Origin of the sequence: Streptomyces sp. NPDC008150 (assembly GCF_042956945.1) — a bacterium.
GTDB lineage: Bacteria > Actinomycetota > Actinomycetes > Streptomycetales > Streptomycetaceae > Streptomyces.
This window is the reverse complement of sequence record NZ_JBIBHJ010000001.1, coordinates 207,203-227,697: the sequence shown is the minus strand read 5'-3', so window position 1 is coordinate 227,697 and position 20,495 is coordinate 207,203. Positions and strand designations below refer to the sequence as shown.

General features: G+C 74.5%; 17 protein-coding genes and 2 tRNA genes. 15 read left to right on the top strand and 4 right to left on the bottom strand.

What is annotated here, in order from left to right; genetic code table 11:
* Positions 1–391: 391 nt before the first annotated feature.
* Positions 392–1,849 carry a hypothetical protein gene (locus tag ACFZA0_RS00975; protein ID WP_391009155.1) on the top strand — a complete coding sequence of 486 codons (1,458 nt, stop codon included), beginning with the start codon at positions 392–394 and terminating at the stop codon, positions 1,847–1,849.
* 150 nt (positions 1,850–1,999) lie between these two features.
* On the opposite strand, the gene ACFZA0_RS00970 is transcribed toward ACFZA0_RS00975, so the two are convergent.
* Positions 2,000–2,596, bottom strand: coding sequence for a histidine phosphatase family protein (locus ACFZA0_RS00970; protein ID WP_391009152.1), 597 nt, complete (start codon positions 2,594–2,596; stop codon positions 2,000–2,002).
* A 201-nt stretch (positions 2,597–2,797) separates the two neighbouring features.
* Between ACFZA0_RS00970 and ACFZA0_RS00965 the strand changes: the two genes are divergently transcribed.
* The 7 genes from ACFZA0_RS00965 (at position 2,798) to ACFZA0_RS00935 (ending at position 9,239) form a co-directional block, all read left to right on the top strand.
* A complete protein-coding gene (locus tag ACFZA0_RS00965) occupies positions 2,798–3,772 on the top strand; it encodes a phosphatase PAP2 family protein (protein WP_391009149.1) in 975 nt (324 codons plus the stop codon).
* Positions 3,723–4,889, top strand: coding sequence for a hypothetical protein (locus ACFZA0_RS00960; protein WP_391009146.1), 1,167 nt, complete (start codon positions 3,723–3,725; stop codon positions 4,887–4,889). The genes ACFZA0_RS00965 and ACFZA0_RS00960 overlap by 50 nt, the downstream gene beginning before the upstream one ends.
* A complete protein-coding gene (locus ACFZA0_RS00955; RefSeq protein ID WP_391009143.1) occupies positions 4,880–6,514 on the top strand; it encodes a hypothetical protein in 1,635 nt (544 codons plus the stop codon). The genes ACFZA0_RS00960 and ACFZA0_RS00955 overlap by 10 nt, the downstream gene beginning before the upstream one ends.
* Entirely contained in the window at positions 6,511–7,881 is a 1,371-nt protein-coding gene (locus tag ACFZA0_RS00950) for an AAA family ATPase (protein WP_391009139.1), read from the top strand. Before ACFZA0_RS00955 ends, ACFZA0_RS00950 begins: the two co-directional genes overlap by 4 nt.
* Before the next feature lie 104 nt (positions 7,882–7,985).
* A complete protein-coding gene (locus ACFZA0_RS00945) occupies positions 7,986–8,363 on the top strand; it encodes a hypothetical protein (RefSeq protein ID WP_391009136.1) in 378 nt (125 codons plus the stop codon).
* 179 nt (positions 8,364–8,542) lie between these two features.
* On the top strand, positions 8,543–9,175 hold the full coding sequence (locus tag ACFZA0_RS00940) for a bifunctional DNA primase/polymerase (RefSeq protein ID WP_391009133.1): 633 nt from the start codon (positions 8,543–8,545) through the stop codon (positions 9,173–9,175).
* Positions 9,166–9,239 (top strand) — tRNA-Lys (locus ACFZA0_RS00935). Before ACFZA0_RS00940 ends, ACFZA0_RS00935 begins: the two co-directional genes overlap by 10 nt.
* 153 nt (positions 9,240–9,392) lie before the next feature.
* Here the strand turns inward: ACFZA0_RS00935 and ACFZA0_RS00930 are convergent.
* A complete protein-coding gene (locus tag ACFZA0_RS00930; protein ID WP_391009130.1) occupies positions 9,393–10,631 on the bottom strand; it encodes a M6 family metalloprotease domain-containing protein in 1,239 nt (412 codons plus the stop codon).
* Between the two features lie 728 nt (positions 10,632–11,359).
* Here ACFZA0_RS00930 and ACFZA0_RS00925 point away from each other — a divergent pair.
* A complete protein-coding gene (locus tag ACFZA0_RS00925; protein ID WP_391011748.1) occupies positions 11,360–13,360 on the top strand; it encodes an EAL domain-containing protein in 2,001 nt (666 codons plus the stop codon).
* A gap of 76 nt (positions 13,361–13,436) precedes the next feature.
* Here ACFZA0_RS00925 and ACFZA0_RS00920 read toward each other — a convergent pair whose 3' ends face one another.
* Positions 13,437–14,525 (bottom strand): MsnO8 family LLM class oxidoreductase, encoded by a 1,089-nt coding sequence (locus ACFZA0_RS00920; protein WP_391009128.1) that lies wholly within the window; start codon positions 14,523–14,525, stop codon positions 13,437–13,439.
* A 162-nt stretch (positions 14,526–14,687) separates the two neighbouring features.
* The gene (locus ACFZA0_RS00915; RefSeq protein ID WP_391009125.1) at positions 14,688–15,419 is read right to left on the bottom strand and encodes a decarboxylase; all 732 of its coding nucleotides are present in this window, start codon (positions 15,417–15,419) and stop codon (positions 14,688–14,690) included.
* 477 nt (positions 15,420–15,896) lie between these two features.
* Between ACFZA0_RS00915 and ehuB the strand changes: the two genes are divergently transcribed.
* From ehuB to ACFZA0_RS00885, 6 genes are all read left to right on the top strand, one after another.
* A complete protein-coding gene (gene ehuB / locus ACFZA0_RS00910) occupies positions 15,897–16,835 on the top strand; it encodes an ectoine/hydroxyectoine ABC transporter substrate-binding protein EhuB (protein WP_391009122.1) in 939 nt (312 codons plus the stop codon).
* Complete coding sequence (gene ehuC, locus ACFZA0_RS00905; RefSeq protein ID WP_391009119.1) at positions 16,832–17,578, top strand: ectoine/hydroxyectoine ABC transporter permease subunit EhuC; 747 nt, start codon at positions 16,832–16,834, stop codon at positions 17,576–17,578. The genes ehuB and ehuC overlap by 4 nt, the downstream gene beginning before the upstream one ends.
* Positions 17,575–18,225 (top strand): ectoine/hydroxyectoine ABC transporter permease subunit EhuD, encoded by a 651-nt coding sequence (gene ehuD / locus ACFZA0_RS00900; RefSeq protein ID WP_391009116.1) that lies wholly within the window; start codon positions 17,575–17,577, stop codon positions 18,223–18,225. The genes ehuC and ehuD overlap by 4 nt, the downstream gene beginning before the upstream one ends.
* On the top strand, positions 18,215–19,006 hold the full coding sequence (gene ehuA, locus ACFZA0_RS00895; RefSeq protein WP_391009113.1) for an ectoine/hydroxyectoine ABC transporter ATP-binding protein EhuA: 792 nt from the start codon (positions 18,215–18,217) through the stop codon (positions 19,004–19,006). The genes ehuD and ehuA overlap by 11 nt, the downstream gene beginning before the upstream one ends.
* Before the next feature lie 425 nt (positions 19,007–19,431).
* Complete coding sequence (locus ACFZA0_RS00890) at positions 19,432–20,229, top strand: IclR family transcriptional regulator C-terminal domain-containing protein (RefSeq protein WP_391009110.1); 798 nt, start codon at positions 19,432–19,434, stop codon at positions 20,227–20,229.
* A 65-nt stretch (positions 20,230–20,294) separates the two neighbouring features.
* A tRNA-Lys gene (locus ACFZA0_RS00885) sits at positions 20,295–20,368 on the top strand.
* Positions 20,369–20,495: the final 127 nt, after the last annotated feature.

Below are 20,495 nucleotides of genomic sequence, written 5' to 3'. Positions count from 1 at the left end.
GTGCATCCCGGCCTCCACCACGGAACTCCTCCTCGGACGAGCGGGCAGGAAGCCGGCGGCCTCCGGTCCACGGGGTTCAACGCCTCGGAGCGTCAACGGCTACGGCACGGTTCGCCCGCAAAGGATGGCACTTCATGGCAGATGTTGGATGAGATATCCGGTTTGTAGGCAAACACCGGGTGTCGCCCCGGACACAGCCGGTACGTTCATGCCCGTCGGAACCGGGGCGCCACGGACGGAACGGCGTTCCCTCGGGCACTGCGGACACCCCGCGCACCACGGCCGCCGTGGACGGCACGGGCGGCGCAGGCCGACGGGAGCAGCGCGGACCGTGTGACCAACTCGCCCCGGACCCGGCTTGGTTCGACGGTTCGCACGAGAGGGCCCGGCCATGGCGTCGTCAGCGGTGACCCCGTATTCGTTCCCCCCGCCGGGGCCGAACAGCGCCTTCCGGCAGCTGCGCGGCGCGCGTTCACCGGCCGAGTTCGCCGCCGCGGTGCGCCGCGCGGCACGGGAGATCGGAGAGCGGGTCAGCTGCGACGCGCGGTACGTCGGCCGGGTCGAGGCGGGTGAGATCCGCTGCCCCAACTACGCGTACGAGCGGGTGTTCCTGCACATGTTCCCCGGCCGCACGCTGGCCGACCTGGGGTTCGCACCCCGTTCGTCCGTCCGCGGCCGCAGGGCGCGCGATCCCGAGGACGCGGCCCCCGCGGCCTCCGCGAGCCCCGAGTCCGTGACGGGTGAGACAGGAGGGGCCCACGAGCCGTACTACCGGCAGGACTCCCACGAGTCGCACGAGTTGCATGAGTCGCACGAGAACAACGAGGAGAGCGACGTGCTGCGTCGCGCATTCATGACCGGCGGTGGCGCCACCGTCGCCGCCGTCTCGCTGGGCCCGCTCGGGCTCGCCCCGGACGCCGCCGCCGCGGACCGCCCGGTACTCCGGGCCGGGTCGAGCGAGGCGAGCGCCCTGGAGGAGGCCGTCCGCAGGATCCGGCTGCTGGACGACCGGCACGGCGCGGACGGATTGTACCGGCGCGCGGCCCAGCCGCTGCGCGCTGCCTACGCGCTGCTCGACGCGGGAACGGCCCGGCAGGCGACCGCGGACCGGCTGCACGCGGGCACGGGCGAACTGGCCGTCTCCGTGGGCTGGCTGGCGCACGACTCGGGCCGCTTCGACGACGCCCGCTCGCACTACGGGGAGGCGCTGGCCACGGCCCGGATGACCGGGGACGAGGCGCTGGAGGCGCACGCCTTCTGCAACACGGCGTTCCTGGCCCGGGACGCGGGCCGCCCGCGCGAGGCCGTCCGGGCGGCGCAGGCCGCGCAGCGCGTGGCCCGGCCGCTGGGCTCGGCCCGGCTGATGTCCCTGCTCGCGCTGCGGGAGGCGGGCGGCTGGGCGGGGCTCGCGGACCGGCCGGGCTGCGAGCGGGCGCTGGTACGGGCCCAGGCGCTGTTCGCCCGCGGGCGGTCGGACGCCGACCCCGAGTGGATGAGCTTCTACGGGGAGGCCGAGCTGGAGGGCCTTGAGGCGCAGTGCTGGTCGGCGCTCGGCGACTGGCCGCGCGCGGCCCGGCACGCACGCCGCGCGGTCCGCCTCCAGGACCCGCACTTCACCCGCAACATCGCGCTCTACACGGCCGAGCTGGCCGACGACCTGGCGCGCGGCGGCCGGCCCGACGAGGCCGCGGCGGCCGGCACCCGGGTCCTCGACCTGCTCGACCTGGTCCAGTCGTCGCGGATCCAGACGATGCTGGCGGGCACCGCGCGCGTACTGCTGCCGCACCGGCGCTCGCCGGAGGTCGGCGCGTTCCTGGAGCGGCACACGAACCGGCCGCGCGCCGTGTGACCGGGAGCGCGCGCCCACCGCGCGCGGTGTGACCCGGGGGTGTGCGCACCCCCCGTGGCCGGGCGCACACCTCGTGGCCGGTGCGCGCCCGCCGCGCACACCTCGCCGCCATGGCGCGCGCGGCGGGCGCGCACGCCCGGCGCGGGCCCCCTACGCCGTCAAGTGCCCCGTCTCGTTCCAGCTCTCGACCGCGGGCTCCCCGTACGCCCAGCTCAGCACGGACAGCGAGGCCGGGGAGAGACGCAGGCGCGCGCCGAAGGCCGGCGGCAGGCCGAGCCAGCGGGAGGCGAGGGAGCGCAGGATGTGCCCGTGGGCGAAGACCAGCACGTCGCCGTCCCCGGAGCGTGCCCAGTCGATCACCTCGTCCGCGCGCTCGGCGACCTGCTCCGGGCTCTCGCCGCCGGGGACGCCGTCGCGCCAGATCAGCCAGCCGGGGCGGACGTCCTGGATCTCCTGGGGCGTCATGCCCTCGTAGTCGCCGTAGTCCCACTCCATGAGGGCGTCCCAGTCCTCCGCGCGGTCGCCGAAACCGGCCAGCGCGCACGTCTCCCGCGCGCGTACCAGCGGACTCGTGCGCACGCGCGCGTCCGGGAGACCGTCGAACGGTGCCCCGTGCAGCCGGTTCCCGAGCAGCTTGGCGCCGACGACACCCTCCTCCAGGAGAGGGATGTCCGTCCTGCCGGTGTGCTTGCCGGACAGCGACCACTGGGTCTGTCCGTGCCGGGCCAGCAGGATGCGCGGTGCCATGAGGAGCCTTTCTCCGGGAACGCGAGGAAGCGGAATGCATCCATCATGGCGCACGGCGGAAAGGGGCAACCCAGGGGGCAATCTCTGCGTCTCTCAGGGCCGGGGGCCGTCCTCACCGAGCGGACACATACGCCGTAAAGTGGCACGACCGGATCACCGGGGCCACGCGATGAGAGACGGGAAGAAGGGGGAGACGACCGGATGCTGCAGACCGCGACACCACGCACCAGGGAGAACGTGCCGCTCCGGCTGCGCTGGTGGACCGAACTGCCGCTGATAGTGCTCGTGTACGCGTGCTATTCCGCGGGCCGGCTACTGGTCCGCGGCGACGTACAGGGGGCCGTCGACCACGGCCGGGACATCCTCTCGATCGAACAGACGCTGCACATCAACGCCGAGCACCCGCTCAACCGCCTCTTCACCCGCGAACCCTGGCTCGGCATACCCGCCGACTTCTGGTACGCGTCCCTGCACTACATCGTCACGCCGGCGATCCTGATCTGGCTGTTCCGGTCCCGCGCGGACATCTACCGCTCGGCGCGCACCTGGCTGATGACGTCGACCTTCATCGGTCTGATCGGCTTCACCCTGCTCCCGACCTGCCCGCCGCGGCTGCTGTCCGCCGGGCACGGCTTCGTGGACACCATGGCGAGCTACAGCTCGTACGGCTGGTGGGGCGGCGACGCGAGCGCCCCGCGGGGCCTGGGCGGCATGACCAACCAGTACGCGGCGATGCCGAGCCTGCACGTGGGCTGGGCACTGTGGTGCGGGGTGATGCTGTGGCGCTACGGGCGCACCCGTACGGCGCGCTTCTTCGCGGTGCTCTATCCGCTGACGACGACGATCGTGGTCATGGGCACCGCCAACCACTACCTGCTCGACGCGGTCGCGGGCGTCGCCGTGATGGGCGCCGGGTTCCTGCTGGCCCCGTACGTCTCACGGCTCGCGGACCGGATCACCGCCCGGCTGACGCCCCTGGCCTCCCGGCTCGTCTCCCGCGTCCCGGCCGTCGCACGGCGCTCGGGGGGCTCACGTTCCCCGATTGTCAGTGACGGGTGCCAGACTTCCGCGGGTGAGCGATTTCCAAGGCAGCGCGAGCCCCGGTTCCCTTCCGGAGCCGAGTCCGGTGCCTCCCCCAAGGACTCCGGGGAAGGCGCTCCGGCAGCGGCTCGCTGACCTGCGCGGCCCGGACGTACCCGCCAAGTCCCTCGACGCGCGCGCCCTCGCGGCGCTCGCCGCGAACCCGGGGTGCAGACGCCGGGCGATCCTGGACGGCGCGGGCGTCGACAAGGCGGCGCTCGCGGGCGCGCTGGGCTCCCCCTCGGGATTCGGGCAGTCCCAGTTCGCCCTCGTGCGGGGCAACGTGTTCGAGGCGCGGGTCAAGGCCGACGGCGGCGCCGAGCTGCTGCGTCTGGCGCACGAACACCTCGACCCGGCCGCCGAACCCCCGGCCGGCGCACATGTCCCGGAGCTGACGGCGACGGGCCCCGAGGGCCGCTCCGCCCGTACGGCGCTGGCGCTGCGCGAGGCCGTGGCCGCGGGCGGCTGGACGCTGCTCGACCACCCGATGCTCACCCTGGAGGTGGCGGGCTCCCCCGCGCACCTGGAGCCGGACGCGGTCGTGGTGCACCCGGACGGCAGCTGGTCGGTCGTGGAGATCAAGTCCTTCCCGATGCTGGACGGTTCGGCCGACCCCGCCAAGGTGGGCGCGGCGGCGCGCCAGTCCGCGGTGTACGTGCTCGCCCTGGAGGCGGTCGCGGCACGGCTCGACCCGGCCCCCGAGGTGCGCCACCAGGTGCTCCTCGTGTGCCCGCGCGACTTCTCCAACCTGGCGACCGCCCGTGCCGTCGACGTGCGCAAGCAGCGGGCCGTCACCGCCCGCCAGCTCGCCCGGCTGACCCGCGTCGAGGAGATCGCGGACGCGCTGCCGGAGGGCGCCTGCTTCTCCCCCGCCGTGCCCGCGGCCGAGCTGGCCGCGACGGTCGAGTCGGTTCCCGCGACGTACGCGCCCGAGTGCCTGTCCGCGTGCGAGCTGGCGTTCCACTGCCGTGCCCGCTCCCGCGCGAGCGGCGCGGTGACGGCCCTCGGCCGGCAGCTCCGCGCCGAGCTGGGCGGCCTGAGCACCGTCGAGGACGTCCTCGCGGCGGCCCGCGGCGAGAGCGGCGACGCGGCCGACCCGGCGGTCTCCGCGCTGCGCCGGGCGGCGGCACTGCGCGCGGAGGCGCTCGCCGCGGCGGGCGCCCGCCCGGCACCCGCCGCCGACGTCCTCGCCGAGGAGGTCCCGTGTCGCTGATCGCCACGCTCGCCCGGCTGGAGGCCGTGAGCACGGGGCGCGCGCAGCCCGCCGCGACCGTGCGGCACCGGCACCTGTCGGACCGGCCGCTCGTCCTCGTCCCGCTGACCACCGCGGGCGAGACGGGCGCCCCGCTCGGCGCGCTCGTCGGCACCGACCGCGACCGGCCCCGGCTGCTGGTGGTCGAGCAGCCGCGCGACCGCGACCTGCGGTTCGCGTTCCTCGCCGAGCTCGCCGACACGGTGCTCCCGTACATCGACGCGTACGCGGACGTCGTCGAGGCCGCCGAGCGCACCGAGACCGACCCGGAGACCGGCAAGCGGGTCAAGGTCGAGGTCGACCTGTGCGCGGACGCGCCGCAGCTGATCGTGCCGAGCCGGGCCGGCATCGACCTCGTACGGCTGCTGGGGCGCTCCACGCGGTTCCGGCGCACCGCCGAGCAGGACCCGGAGGCCCCGCACCCGGCGCCCCCGCGCGTACCGCTGTTCGGCCGCTGGCTGACGCACTACGGCGAGCGGGCCCGGGTGCCGGGCTCCTCGCTGCTGCTCGCGCTCTCCGACGTGCTGGCCCGGCACTGGGCGACGGGCCAGTCCGGCGTCGAGGACCAGCACCTGGGCGCGCTGCTCGCGTGGATCGATCCGCCGGCCGGACTCGACGGCGCCGCCGCCGCGCACGAGGCGGAGCTGCGGCGCGACGAGAAGGGCCAGCTGCTGTGCCCGCCCGCCGGTCCGGCCACCGACCCGGCGTTCGACAACAAGCTGCTGGCGCCCGCCGTCGAACGCTACGACCGCGCGCGCACCGCGCTCTCCGCCGCCGAGGACGGTCTCGCGGCGGACGACCGGCTCGGTGAACTGACCGCCGCGGAACGGGCGATCCGTGCCCTGGTCGAGAGCCGCACCCGCCCCACGTGGGACGCGGTGTGGCGCGGGTACGACCTGCTGCGCGCGCTGCCGGAGGGCGCGCACGTGGAGGAGCGCTGGACGCGCGACCGCTGGTCGTTCACCGGGCACCGGGACCGGGTCCTGGCGGGCGAGCCGCCGCAGCCGCGCCGCGACGACGCGGTCACCGCGGCGAACAAGCTGGCCACCCGCGAGCGCGAACAGGCCCGCCTGGAGGCCCAGGAGGCGCTGGACGACCCGCTGGTCATGGCCGCCCGGCGGCTGGCCGGGGAGGCGTTCGCGGGCGAGGTCGTCGAGGTGGTCGCCTCGTACAGCGAGGGCAAGCGGCCCAGCCCCCGCCCGCTGGTGACCGTCCGCACGACGGATCGCCCGCACCTGGGCGAACGGGCCCGCGCGTACCGCTCGTTGGGCGGCAAGCCGCAGACGGTGGAGTTCGCCGGGTACGCGGAGCCGGACCCGGGCCCCGATCCGGCCGGGACCGCCGACGACGCCGAACTCCTCGTCGTCGTGCGGGTGTTGGACAAGATGGGCCGCGGCAAGGAGCCCGAGGCCGGGTCCGTCCCGGAGCCGGGCGAGCGGCTCTGCTTCACGCTGTTCGAGCACGAGCAGCGGGGCGGCGCGAAGCTGCCCGACGCGGAGGAGACGCCGTGGACCCACGGCGGCCCGCCGGGCGCGCAGGCAGCCGCGCCCGCCCCCGACCCGGTGACCGAGGAGGACGTGCTGTGAACTCCCCCGCCCCGTCCGGCCCCGCGACCGCGGGCGCGGGCGCCCTCGACCCGGGTGCCGCGGCGGCCCGCGCCACCGACGCGATCCTCGCCGACACCCTGCACGGCACCTCGCGCGGTGTCGTCGTGGACTCCCCGCCGGGCGCCGGCAAGTCCACGCTGGTGGTGCGCGCCGCGCTCGAACTCGCCGAGGCAGGGCGCCCGTTGATGGTCATCGCGCAGACCAACGCCCAGGTCGACGACCTGGTGACCCGGCTCGCGGAGAAGAACCCGGAACTGCCCGTCGGCCGTCTGCACAGCAGCGACAGCGACCCGTACGACAAGGCGCTGGACGCGCTGGCCAACGTACGGAAGTCGGCGAAGGCGGCCGACCTCGCGGGCATGGACGTCGTGATCTCGACGGCCGCGAAGTGGGCGCACGTCAAGGGCGTCGAGCCGTGGCGGCACGCGATCGTGGACGAGGCGTACCAGATGCGCTCCGACGCGCTGCTCGCGGTGGCCGGGCTGTTCGAACGGGCCCTGTTCGTCGGCGACCCGGGCCAGTTGGACCCGTTCTCCATCGTGGGCGGCGACCAGTGGGCAGGCCTGTCGTACGACCCGTCGGCCTCCGCGGTGACGACGCTGCTCGCGCACAACCCCGAACTGCCGCAGCACCGTCTGCCGGTGTCCTGGCGGCTGCCGGCCTCGGCGGCGCCGCTGGTCTCGGGTGCGTTCTACCCGTACACGCCCTTCCGCAGCGGAACGGCCGACGGGGACCGGGAGTTGACGTTCGCGGTGCCGTCGGACGGTTCGGGCCCCGACCGGGTCATCGACGAGGCGGCGCGGTCCGGCTGGGGCCTGCTGGAACTGCCCGCCCGGCACACCCCGCGCACCGACCCCGAGGCCGTGCGCGCGGTCGCGGCGGTGGTGCGGCGCCTCCTCGACCGGGGCGGCGCGGCCCTCTCGGAGCGCTCGGACGAGCCGTCCGCGCTGACCGCGGACCGGATCGCGGTGGGCACCGCGCACCGCGACCAGGCGTCCGGGGTGCGCGCGGCGCTCGCGGACCTCGGGGTCGCCGGGGTCACCGTGGACACCGCGAACCGGCTCCAGGGACGGGAGTTCGACGTCACGGTGATCCTGCACCCGCTCTCTGGCCGTCCCGACGCGACCGCGTTCCACCTGGAGACGGGCAGGCTGTGCGTGCTGGCGTCCCGGCACCGGCACGCGTGCGTGGTGGTGTGCCGGGCCGGCGTCACCGAGCTGCTGGACGACCACCCGTCGACGGAGCCGGTGCAGCTCGGGGTGACGGTGAAGTTCCCGGACGGCTGGGAGGCGAACCACGCCGTCCTCGCCCACCTGCGGGAACACCGCGTCGCGTGGCGCCCCTGACGGCCGCGCGCCGCGTTCCGACGGCCCTCTTGCGCGGCCGGGGGACAATGGACGGTGGCCCAACGCACCTGCGGGCCGTCCGGTACGTACGAGGAGGACAGAACATGGCGGAGCCCACGCCGGGTCGGGGCGAACCGCGGCTGCGCCCCGCGCCGCTGCTCTTCGAGCCCGCGCAGGCGGGTGCCGACGAGGAGCACTTCTTCGACCTGGAGTCGATCGACGACCCGCGCGCGCTGCTGGAGCGGGCGACGGAGCTGACGCAGGCCTTCCGGGCCGCGGCGGACCGCGCGGTGGAGTTCCAGGCGCTCGCGGCGGCCCAGCTCGCGGACCCGCGGCGCTTCGACCGGCTCACGCCCGCGGACATCGCGGCACGGGCCGAGTGGACCGAGGACTACGCGGTGAAGATGGTGGAGTTCGGCCGGGACCTGATGCGCGGCACGGAGGGCGAGGGCCCGCGCGCCGGGCGGACCGACCTGCTCTGAGGTCGCGCCCGGCCGGGACCGGGGCGGCGCGGAGGGGGTGGCGAACCCCGGTGGCGAAGCCGGTGGCACATCCCCTCTCGCATATGCCACGGCGCAAGATACGCCCCCTGGTCCCGCCCTGTCCCTATTTCTCACAACCCAACGGGGTCACCCCCTCACGCCCAGTAGATCTATGCAGCATGAGCAGCACAGGAAACGACCCGCTCCCCGACCGGTACGACGCAGAGCGGCTGGGCGCCGCGGGTGTCACCGCGGACGGTGCCGCCTGGCTCGCGTCGGCGGGATCCCACCCCCGCTCCACGCTCGCGCTCTGGGACGAACGGCCCTACGCCCCCGTCGTCCTGCCGTGCGGTGCCGCGTTCGACGTGGTGAGCGCGCCGGCCGTCTTCGGGCGCCGGATGCTCGACCAGCTCTGGGAGGAGGGCCCCGGGTCCGGGCCGGTCGCCGTCCACCGGGGCCGCGTGCACCTGTTCACCGCGCCGGGGACCGCGCAGCGCCTGCCGTCGCTCCTGGAGTGGGAGGAGTGGGGCACCCGGGGCCGCACGGAGTGCCGGACCGCGCAGGTCCCGCCGCTGCTGTGCCACGGCACCGGTGACGCGGTGACCGTCCCGGCGCCCTCGCCGTCGCCCGGGGCCGACGACCGCCAGGGCTCGCGCTGGCTGGTCGCGCCGGACACCCGTCACCCCTGGCTGCCGGGGCCCGAAACGGTGCTGTGGGCGGCGGTACGGGCGGCCCGGACGGCGGTCCGGATATCGATTTTTCCTCCCGCGGATCAGGATGCTAAGGTCTACGACGTCAGCAGGCGCCGCTAGCTCAGTTGGTTAGAGCAGCTGACTCTTAATCAGCGGGTCCGGGGTTCGAGTCCCTGGCGGCGCACAAGCGATCAAGTAGCTGACCTGGGCGTTCTCGATTTTCGAGAACGCCCTTTCGCTTTCCCACCGCTCCCGCCTCTTCCGCGTCTCCCGCCTTTCCGGCCCTCCCCTCCCCCGCCGCCCCCTTTCCCCTCCGCACCGCGCAACAGCGGCGCCCTCAGCCCGGCGTGATGGTCACCGTCCAGGCGCCCGACGCGGTGCGCCCCTCGACGTCCACCCGGACCCCGTCGCCCGGCACCGTGAAGCTCTCGCCGGCGCCGACCGGGGCGTCCGCGAGCGGCGGATACACCGACTGCTCCCAGCACGCCTGCGTCCTCGGGTGCGCGTCGACCACCTCGACCGGGCCGCCGCCCGACGCGGCCTCTCCGTTCACGCGGTACACGAGCACCCCCCGCCGGCAGGTCGCCGCGTCGTTGCCCGCGCCGCCGCGCGCCTCGAAGGCCAGCGCGCTGTCGCTGCCGGTGCGCACCACCGCGAGCTTCGTCCCGCCGCCGAGCCCGAACCCGGGCGGGGCCGCCGCGCCGTCCGCCGCGTGCGAGCGCCGCGCACCCCGGCCCGCCTCCAGCGGTTCGAGCGTCAGCCGGGTGGGGCCCGCCCCCTGCACGCAGGTGACCTGGCGGTTCGACAGCCAGCCGAGCTTCCACTTGTGCCAGCCGAACAGGTCCGGGGACATGCCGAACTGACTGCCCATCAGGTCCCAGTCGCCGACGTAGGTGTCCCAGTCGCCCTTGCCGTCGGCGGGGCGGTGGTAGAGGTCGGGGAGGTCGAAGACGTGGCCCGTCTCGTGCGCGAGGACGAGGCGGTCGGGCGGGTGCCGCTCGAAGACCGTGACCACCCGGCGGATGTCGGTGCCGTCGGCCCGCAGCGGGGTGTCCAGGTTGACGACCTTCGTCGCGTCCGAGTCGACGCCGGGGGCGTCCGGGTCGGCCACGAAGTAGACGATGTCGTACCGGGAGAAGTCGACGTGCGGGTCGGCCGCGGCGAGCGCGTCGTGCAGGTAGGCGGCGCGGTGGGCGGCGTTCCAGTCACGGCGTATGGCGTACGAGGTGGACGCGTGCGGCATCTCGATCCACCGGCGCAGCGGGTGGTCGCGCAGGTCGAACGTCCCGTACGAGGCGCGCCGGAAGAAGCGGCTGGTGGCCGGGAAGTGGTCGGCCGCCAGCTCGTCCGGGGTGGTCGCCGGGTGCGCGTCCGGGAACGACAGGAACACCATGACGGCGTTGAGCCGGCGGGTGGGCCGCGGATAGGCGGCGTTCCAGCTGTCGAGCCCCTCCGAGTGGTGGGCGTCGGTGCGGCGCAGCGCGCACGGCGCGGCCGAGAACGGTTCGGCGACCGAGGGGCCCGTCACCAGGGAGGTCGCGGCGACGGCGGACAGCACCGTGGAGACGGCGGCCACGCTCCTGAGCCGGGGCCTCGAGCCCGCCCCGCCCGGCCGCCGCCCGGGTCCGCCGGACCCCCGGGCTCCCCGCGCCCGCCGGGTTCCCGGAGCCCCGCCGAATCCCCCGAGGACCTCGCGGACGAGTCCTCTGAGGGGGAGCTGACGCGGCACGTGGACCTCCGGGGAGCGGTTCGCGGGACACCGCCACCAGCCTTGGTCACTTTGTCGTACTACGCCCTGTTTGCCTGCACCAGAAGAGTGAGGAGCGCACGCCGCGCCCCCGAAGTGACCCCGGCGCCGCCGAAGCGCGTCGACCGCACGCCGACACCCCCGGGCACTCACGGAACGTCACAATCGGTCGATGGTCCGTAGAAGCCGCCCATCCGTGGGCAGAAACGATCGGGCGGGGCCGCGGTCGGTCCACGGGTGCCGTACGACGGCTGGAAGGGGCCCGGAGACAACCTCTATGATCGGCACACTTTCCTTACCCTTTCCCGCTCGGACGCCTCCGGGCCGGGCACCACCGCCCGGCAGGTCGCCCCGGGGGACCCACACGAAGAACGAATGCACTGCGGGAGCGAGCGGTGAACGGAACGTCCGAAGGGCAGACGCCCGCGGCGGGTCTCGCGCGGCCGGTCGTCACAGACAGTCATGCGCAGGCCGCCCCTTCGGCCGAGGGGCGCGGCGAACCCGTGCCACCGGGGCCCCTCGACGCCGCCCCGCTCGCCGCCGCGCTCACCGGTGCGGTGCTCGCCGGTCCCGCGCTCACGGGCGCCCCGCTCACCGGTACCGCGTTCGCCGTGTCCGGCGCGGTCAGGGCGCCCGCCGCACCGCCGGTGCCGGACACCCCGCGGGCCGCCGCCCTGCCGCCGGCCACCGTGCTGTCGCCCGAGGCACCGGCGCCGGCCCCCTCGGCCCTCGCCCCGGCGGTGGCCCCCACCCCGGACCCCGCACTGCCGGACGATGCCCAACCACCGCTCCTGCGGGCCGCGTTCGGGGCGGCGCCGCTCGCGATGGCGGTGGTCGACCGGGGCGGTCTGGTCGTCGGGGCCAACGACGCGTTCGGCGCGCTGCTGGGCGCGCGGGCCGACGCGCTGGCCGGACGGGTCGCCGCGGACCTGGTGGAGCTGGCGTCCGACCCCCGCACCCACCGCGCGTACAACGAGGTGCTGCGCGGCCGGCGTGCCGAGCTGCGGTGCACGCGACGGCTGAAGTCCCGGGACGGGCGCGCGCGTTGGGTCCAGGTCGTGGCCGCGCCGCTGGCCGCCGCCCCGGGGGGGCCGGCCGACGGCGGCGACGCCCCCGCCGGGGACGGGGTGCTGGTCTCCGTGTCCGACATCGGGGCCCGGCGTGAACTCCAGGCGCGGCTGCGGCACTTGCAGATGCACGACCCGGTGACCCGGCTGCCCAACCGGACGTTGTTCTTCGAGCGCCTGTCGGCCGCCCTCGGCGCCGAGAAGTTCGGGCAGGCGGGGACCGGCCGGGTCGGCGTCTGCTACCTGGACCTCGACGGCTTCAAGGCGATCAACGACACCCTGGGGCACCGGGCCGGCGACGCGCTGCTGTCCGCCGTCGCCGAGCGCCTGACGGGATGCGCGGACGGCGCGGGGCGTACGGCACCGCCCTTCTCGCCGCTGGTGGCACGGCTCGGCGGGGACGAGTTCGCGCTGCTGGTGGAGGACTCGACCGGCCCCGAACAGCTCACGGAACTCGCCGAGTCGGTGCTGACCGCGCTCCAGGAGCCGTTCGACGTGGCGGGCGGGCGGCTGTCGGTGTCCGCGTCGATCGGCGTCGTGGAGCGGCGGTCCGCCGGCACGAGCGCGACCGCGCTGATGCAGGCCGCCGACACCACGCTGTACTGGGCGAAGGCCGACGGGAAGTCCCGCTGGACGCTCTTCGACCCCGAGCGCAACGCGCACCGGATGACCCGCCAGGCCCTCGTCTCCACCCTGCGGCCGGCCATCGAGCGGGGTGAATTCACCCTGGAGTACCAGCCGTTGGTGGGCATGACGGACGGCCGGGTGCACGGGGTGGAGGCGCTGGTGCGCTGGCGGCACCCGCAGTTCGGGGCGCTCGCGCCGAACCGCTTCATCCAGCTCGCCGAGGACGACGGCTCGATCGTGCCGCTGGGCCGCTGGATCCTGGCCACCGCCTGCCGCCAGGCCCGCCGTTGGCAGCTCGACCACCCGGACCGGCCGCCGATCTTCGTGAGCGTGAACGTCGCGGTCCGCCAGGTCTGGGACTCCGACCTGGTGGCGGACGTGGCGGGCATCCTGGAGGAGACCCGACTGGCCCCGGAACTGCTTCAGTTGGAGCTGACGGAGTCGGCGGTGATGGGGTCGTCGGGCCGGCCCATCGAGGCGCTGCGGGCGCTCAGCGACATGGGTGTGCGCATCGCCATCGACGACTTCGGCACCGGCTACTCGAACCTCGCCTACCTCAGCCGGCTGCCCGTCTCCGTGCTGAAGCTCGACGGCGCCTTCGTGCGCGGCTTCCCGTACGAGGAGCGCGACGCCTCCGCCGAACTGCCCGACCCCGCCGACGAGGTGATCGTCGAGGCGATGATCCAGCTCGCGCACCGCCTCGGTCTCACCGTGACCGCGGAGTGCGTGGAGACGTCGGCGCAGGCCGGGCGGCTGCGGCGGATCGGCTGCGACACCGGGCAGGGCTGGCTGTACTCCCGCCCGGTGGCCCCGGAGCGGATCTCCGAACTGCTGGGCGCGGGCGGGGAGTCGGCGCGCTCGTGACACGCGGAAGGGCCCGGCCACCCGTGGGGGGCCGGGCCCTTCCCGTGCCGTCTCGCGCGGTCAGAGGCTCGTGCGGTCAGAGGGTCGGCAGTCCGTACGCGTCGGCGATGAGCTCGTAGGACCGCAGCCGGACCGAGCCGGTGTGGGCGTTGGCGGTGATCATCAGCTCGTCGGCGCCGGTCCGCTTGGCGAGCCCGTCCAGACCGGCCCGCACCTCGTCGGCGGTGCCGTGGATGACGTTGGAGTTCCAGCTGCTGACGAACTCCTGCTCCATGGGGCTGAATTCGTGCGCCTCGGCCTCCTCCGGCGTGGGCACGAGACCGGGCCGGCCGGTGCGCAGCCGGACCATGTTGAGGGCGGCGGCCAGCACCTGGCGGCGGGCCTCCTTCTCGTCGTCGGCGGCGAGCGCGGAGACGCCGATCAGGGCGTACGGCTCGTCCAGCACCTCGCTCGGGCGGAACGAGTCCCGGTACAGGTCGAGTGCCGGGATCGTGTTCTGCGCGGAGAAGTGGTGCGCGAAGGCAAAGGGCAGCCCGAGGGCGCCGGCGAGCTGCGCGCTGAAGCCGGAGGACCCGAGCAGCCACACCGGCGGCCGGTGCGGGGACTGCACCCCGCCCGGCGAGGTCGCCTGCACCGGGCCGGGCACGGCGTGGATGCGGCGGTAGGGGTGGCCGTCGGGGAAGTCGTCGTCGAGGAAGCGGGTCAGCTCGACGAGCTGCTGCGGGAAGTCGTCGGCGCCCTCGTTCAGCCGGTCGCTGCGCCGCAAGGCGGCGGCGGTGGCACCGTCGGTGCCGGGCGCCCGGCCCAGGCCCAGGTCGACGCGGCCCGGGGCCAGCGCCTCCAGGGTGCCGAACTGCTCCGCGATCACGAGCGGGGCGTGGTTGGGCAGCATGACGCCGCCCGAACCCAGGCGCACGCGCTCGGTGTGGGCGGCGAGGTGCGCGAGGATCACGGCCGGCGACGAGGACGCGACGCCCGGCATGGAGTGGTGCTCGGCCACCCAGTAGCGGTGGTAGCCGCGCGACTCCGCGAGCTTCGCCATGGTGACGCTGGTGCGCAGCGCGTCGGTGGCGGTGGTGCCCGCTCCGACCGTCACCAGGTCGAGTACGGAGAGGGCGACGGGGGCGGTGCCGTGCACCGGGCCCCGGATCTCGTCTGCCGCCACGGTGGGTGCCTCCTGTTCGGTGCGGTGCTGGTCCGCGGCATTGCAACAGGGGGGAGTCCCCGGTTATTCCGGGAACCGTTCGCCGGGGGTTCCGCGGGGCCGTCCCGGGAGGCGGCCCGCCGCCGCGTGCGGCCGGGCGCCGGGGGGGGCGCCCGGCCCGGGTCAGGCCTGCACGATGGGTTCCCGGGTGAACAGCGCGCCCATCGTCGGCGCGTTCACCCGGCGGTCCGCCAGCCGCAGCCCCTCCCAGACGGTGACCTGGTTCGCGGTGAGCACCGGCTTGCCCAGCTCCTTCTCCAGGGCCGGCAGGTGCAGCGCGGTGTGCAGGGCGCCGTCCGGCAGCAGTACGGCCTGCGCGTCCGGCAGGTCGGCCGCGCGGGCCAGGTCGAGGATCTGGTGCTCGTCCCAGGCTGCGGCCTCGGCGGCGCTGGCGACCCCGGAGCTGTGCGTGCCCAGCACCTCCGCTCCCCCGGCGGTCAGGAACCGGGCGAACAGCGCCGTCACGTCCTCGGGGTAGGTCGCGCCGACGGCGACGCGGCGCAGGCCCAGTTCCGCCAGGGCGCGCACGAAGCCGAACGAGGTGGAGGAGGCCGGCATGCCGGTGCTCACCGCGAGCGAGCGCACCTGCTCCTGGGCGCCCTCCCAGCCGTACACGAAGCTGCCGCCGGCGCTGGCCCAGACGACCGCCTCGGCCCCCAGCATCCGCAGCTCCTCGACGCCCGCGGCCAGCCGGTCCGCCGCGCCCGCCCGCAGCAGGGCGTCGGTCCCGCGGACGTCCTCGCCGATGTCGGTGTGGACCACGTCCAGCCGGATGTCGCTGCCCAGGAGCTGTTCGATGCGTGGGTAGTCGTCCTCGGCGGAGTGGCCCGGGTAGAGAAATCCGAGTGCGGTCATGTCCAGCCTTCCTGCTGTTCCTCCGGCGGTACCGGCCCCCCGGCGCGCACCACGATCCCGGCGGCGCCCGGCAGCCCCGGTCTCCCGGGTACCCAGTCGGCGCGGGGCTGCCCACCCTGTGCCCCGGTCGGCCGGTACCGGCGTCCGCGGCGCCCTCCGCGGCCACCCGGTGGAGCCGCCCCGTGACGCCGCGTGCCCGCCCGGGGCCGCCGGCGTCCGCGACCTGTCGCCGCCCGTGCGCGGGAGGCCCGGCGGGGCGGCACCCGGCGTCGCGGCGGAGGCGGCCGGTTCCGGGCACGTCACCTGGTCGGCGCCCGCGCCCGCGAGCGGCGCGGACACGGGCCCGGAAACCGACATCCCGTGCCCCGCCTGCGCGTTCGCCCGCACACGTCGTCACCTCCGTTCACAGGGGCCCGTGTTCGGGCGGGACTCGAAAAGATCGGAATACCGGCCGGGCGTTCGGGTAGCGGCGCGCCCATGGCTCCACCGCACAGAGGTACCGAACGCACAGCACGCAAGGCCGTCCGCACGGACAGACACCCGGCCGCGCCCCGGCGGCGAACGCTGCTCGCGGGGGCCGCGGCGCTCGGCGCCCTGGGCGCCGCGGGGTGCAGCCGCGTGGCCACGGCATCGAGCACGAAAGGCGGTGATCTGCTCGAACGGCTGCGCGCCCAGGGTGTCGTGCGGCTCGGCATAGCCGGCGAGATCCCGTTCGGGTACATCGACCGGAACGGTGATCTGACCGGCGAGGCGCCCGAGTTGGCGAAGGCGGTCTTCAAGCGGCTCGGCGTGGACCGGGTGCAGCCCGTGCCCACCGAGTTCGGATCACTCATCCCCGGGCTCGACTCCCAGCAGTTCGACGTGGTCGCCGCCGGGATGTACGTCAACAAGGAGCGCTGCGAGCAGGTCCTGTTCGCCGACCCCGACTACCAGATGCTCGACGCCTTCGTCGTGCGCAAGGGAAACCCGAAGGGGCTGCGCGACTACCAGGACGTGGTGCGCGAGAAGGCGAAGTTCGCCACCGGCACCGGGTACGCGGAGATCCAGTACGCGGTCGACGCCGGGTACAGGGAGAGCGACATCCTGATCGTCCCGGACCAGGTCGCCGGGCTGAACGCCGTCGAGGCGGGCCGGGTCGACGTGTTCGCGGGCACCGCGCTGACCGTCCGCGAGGTGGTGAAGAAGTCCGCCAAGGCCGAGGCCACCGAGGCGTTCGCCCCCCGCGTCGACGGCAAACCCCACGTGGACGGCGGCGCGTTCGCGTTCCGCATGGCGGAGACGAACCTGCGCGACGCCTTCAACGCGGAGCTGCGCAAGCTCAGGAAGAGCGGCGAACTGTTCCGGATCCTGCGGCCCTTCGGTTTCACGAAGGCCGAGATGACGGACATGACCGCGAAGGAGCTGTGCGCCCAATGACCTCCGGACTGTGGGAACTTGTCCTCAAGGGCGTCTGGGTCACCGTCCAACTGCTGTTCCTGAGCGGCCTGCTGGCCGCCGCGGTGTCCTTCGGCGTCGGCATCGCCCGCACCTCCTCACGGTGGATCGTCCGCTTCCTCGCGGGCTTCTACACCGAGGTGTTCCGCGGGACCTCGGCGCTCGTCATGATCTTCTGGGTGTTCTTCGTGCTGCCGCCCGCCTTCGGCTGGCAGCTCGTCCCGCTGTGGGCGGGCACCCTCGCGCTCGGCCTGACGTACGGCGCGTACGGCTCGGAGATCGTGCGCGGCGCGCTGACCGCCGTCGACGCGGCGCAGCGGGAGGGCGGCATCGCGCTCGGCTTCACGCCGTGGCAGCGGATGCGGCTGATCCTGCTGCCGCAGGCGGTGCCGGAGATGGTGCCGCCGTTCTCCAACCTGCTGGTCGAACTGCTCAAGGGCACCTCGCTGGTGTCGGTCATGGGCATGGGCGACCTGACGTTCAGCGCCAACCTGGTGCGCCTCGCGCTCCAGCAGAGCGCCGAGATCTACACGTACGTCCTGCTGATCTACTTCGTGATCGCGTTCCTGCTCACCCGCGTGATGCGCGGCCTGGAGAAGCGGCTGCGCGGCGGACCGCGCACGCGGGGCACCGCGGGCCTGACCGGTACCGGCCCGACGGGCGGGACGACCACGGGCGTCGACGCCGCGGCCGTCGGCGCTGCCCGCATCGGAGGTGCCTCGTGACCTGGGACTGGAGTGCCGTCTCCGACTTCATGCCGCACTTCTGGGACGGCCTGCTGGTCACCCTGGAGGCCCTGGCCCTCGGGTCGTTGATCTCGTTCGCCCTCGGGCTGGTGTGGACCCTGCTGATGCGCGCGCCGACCCGCTGGGTGCGCTGGCCGGTCGGGGTGGTCACGGAGTTCGTGCGCAACACCCCGCTGCTGGTGCAGCTCTTCTTCCTGTTCTACGTGCTGCCCGAGTGGGGCGTGACCCTCTCGGCGCTGACCACCGGGGTCTGCGCGATCGGGCTGCACTACTCGACGTACACGATGCAGGTCTACCGGGCCGGCATCGAGGCGGTGCCGGCGGGCCAGTGGGAGGCCGCCACGGCGCTGAACCTGCCGCGGCGGCGGACCTGGACCGCGGTGATCCTGCCGCAGGCGGTCCGCCGGGTCGTGCCGGCGCTCGGCAACTACGTCATCTCGATGCTCAAGGACACACCGCTGCTGATGGCGATCACGGTGCTGGAGATGCTGGGGCAGGCGCGCCTGTACTCCCAGGAGCACTTCCAGTTCACCGAGCCCCTCACGGTCATCGGTGTGGCCTTCATCGTCGTGTCCTATCTGGCCTCCCTCCTCCTGCGAGCCCTGGAGCGTCGTCTTGTCCGTTGACACCGCACCCACCCCCGACTCCCCCGGCGCCCCCGGTCCGGGCGGCGGCGAGCTGATCCGGCTGGACCGGGTGACCAAGCGGTTCGGGGACCACACCGTGCTCGACCGGCTCGACTTCTCCGTCGACGCGGGCAAGCACGTCACCCTGATCGGCCCGTCCGGCTCCGGCAAGACCACGATCCTGCGGATGCTGATGACGCTGACCAAGCCCGACGAGGGCACGATCACCGTCGCCGGCGAGCAGCTCTACCCGGCGCCCGAGAAGCGGCTGCGCGAGATCCGCAAGAAGATCGGCATGGTCTTCCAGCAGTTCAACCTGTTCCCGAACATGACGGTGCTGCGCAACGTCACCGAGGCTCCCGTCACCGTGCTCGGGCTGTCCAGGGACGAGGCCGACGCGCGGGCGCGGGAGCTGCTCGACATGGTGGGCCTCGCCGACAAGTGCGACGCGTACCCCTCGCAGCTGTCCGGCGGCCAGCAGCAGCGCGTCGCGATCGCCCGCGCCCTCGCGATGCGCCCGCAGGTCCTGCTCCTCGACGAGGTGACCTCGGCACTGGACCCGGAGCTGGTCGCGGGCGTCCTGGACGTGCTGCGCGACATCGCGCGCAGCACGGACATCACGATGCTCTGCGTGACCCACGAGATGAACTTCGCCCGCGACATCTCGGACCGGGTGCTGATGTTCGACTCCGGGCACGTCATCGAGTCGGGCCCGCCGGAGAAGATCTTCGGCGAGCCGGAGCACGAGCGGACGCGGGAGTTCCTCGGCGCGGTGCTCTGACCGGTACCGTCCGGTGCCGCGTCCGGTGCCGCGTCCGGGCGCGACGCCGGCGCGGCACCGGAACGCCCGCCGCGCACGGGGCGCACGCCCGCGCACGTCAGGTGCCCGCCGAGCCCCCGAGGGCCACGCACGGCGCCCGGACCGTCACGGACGGTGTCCGTCAAGGTCCCGGCGCCGTGGCATGACCGGGGCATGTGCCAACTTGCCCCGAGGCCCCCCGCGGCGGCCCGACAATCCCCAACCACCCCGCCGAGCAGGCCCGTTGCCGGTTATCGTGGAGGAAGATTCACCGTCCGGACGACGGCACGGGACGCGACCGCGAGGGGGTTCGTGACGCCGCCGTGCGACACCGGGGACCGTCCGCAGCCCCCCGGCACAGGCACGACACGTCCCCCATCCGGTGCGCCAACGTGAGGTGAGCTGCTGTGAGGCTCGGCCCGATCGCCCTTCACCACTCGGCCCAGGACGCCCTGCGCGTCCTCGACGCCGTGGCGGAGCACCCCACGGGTGTCACCGGCACCGAACTCGCCCGCCGCACCCGGCTGGGCGCGGAGCGGCTGGTCCCGCTGCTGCGGATACTGCGCCGCGAGGGCTACGTCGCGCAGGCGGGCGACGGCGTCTACGTCACCGGGGAGACCCTCGCCCGTCTCGGCTCCTCCGCCGCGGCCCGCGACGAGACCGCTCCCGACCCGCTCCAGCGCACCCTCGACCGGCTGCGCGACACACTGGGTGCGGCGGTCCGCCTCTGCCGGTACGTCGACGGCGAGGTCCGCGTCACCCACCGCTCGCACGGCCCGGACGCGCCCGCGGTCCACGAGTGGTTCGACTTCCGCAGCGCGGCGCACGCCACCGCGGCCGGCAAGTGCCTGCTGGGCCAGCTCGACGACACCGCACGCCGCGACCACCTCGCCCGGCACCGGCCCGCCCGCCTCACCTCGCGCACGATCACCGGCGAGACGCTGCTGCTCTCCCGGCTCGACGCGCAGCCGCCCGGGGTCCCGGTCCTGGACCTCCAGGAGTACGCGGTCGGCACGGTGTGCGCGGCGGTCCCGGTCACGGCGGGCTCGGCGGTGGGGTCGCTCTCGCTGTCGCTGCCCGTCGAGCAGGCGCACCGGCTGCGCCGCGCGGCGGACACCCTCAACCGGAACGCGGCGCGGGTGCTGCTGCCGGCCGTGCTCCAGCCCCTGTCGTCCCCGTCCCGGCCCGCACCGCCGTGGTCGTGAGCACCCTCGCGGACCAGGTAGTATTTTTCTCGTCGCCGCCCGCGAAAGCGGACGGCGGGAGTCATGCGCCGCTAGCTCAGTTGGTTAGAGCAGCTGACTCTTAATCAGCGGGTCCGGGGTTCGAGTCCCTGGCGGCGCACAGCGAAGAGGGCGGGTTCCGTCCGGGTCACCCCGGACGGAACCCGCCCTCTGTCGTTCCCGCGTCCACCCGCGCCGTTCGCCGTGGCCGGAAATCGCCGTACGCACTGGTCGGACGCCTCCCGTTG

Bases quoted from the DNA above. Each gene is read 5' to 3' on its own strand.
- ACFZA0_RS00975 (WP_391009155.1), top strand. From the start codon at position 392: ATGGCGTCGTCAGCGGTGACCCCGTATTCGTTCCCCCCGCCGGGGCCG.
- ACFZA0_RS00970 (WP_391009152.1), bottom strand. From the start codon at position 2,596: ATGGCACCGCGCATCCTGCTGGCCCGGCACGGACAGACCCAGTGGTCG.
- ACFZA0_RS00965 (WP_391009149.1), top strand. From the start codon at position 2,798: ATGCTGCAGACCGCGACACCACGCACCAGGGAGAACGTGCCGCTCCGG.
- ACFZA0_RS00945 (WP_391009136.1), top strand. From the start codon at position 7,986: ATGGCGGAGCCCACGCCGGGTCGGGGCGAACCGCGGCTGCGCCCCGCG.
- ACFZA0_RS00940 (WP_391009133.1), top strand. From the start codon at position 8,543: ATGAGCAGCACAGGAAACGACCCGCTCCCCGACCGGTACGACGCAGAG.
- ACFZA0_RS00915 (WP_391009125.1), bottom strand. From the start codon at position 15,419: ATGACCGCACTCGGATTTCTCTACCCGGGCCACTCCGCCGAGGACGAC.
- ehuB (WP_391009122.1), top strand. From the start codon at position 15,897: ATGGCTCCACCGCACAGAGGTACCGAACGCACAGCACGCAAGGCCGTC.
- ehuC (WP_391009119.1), top strand. From the start codon at position 16,832: ATGACCTCCGGACTGTGGGAACTTGTCCTCAAGGGCGTCTGGGTCACC.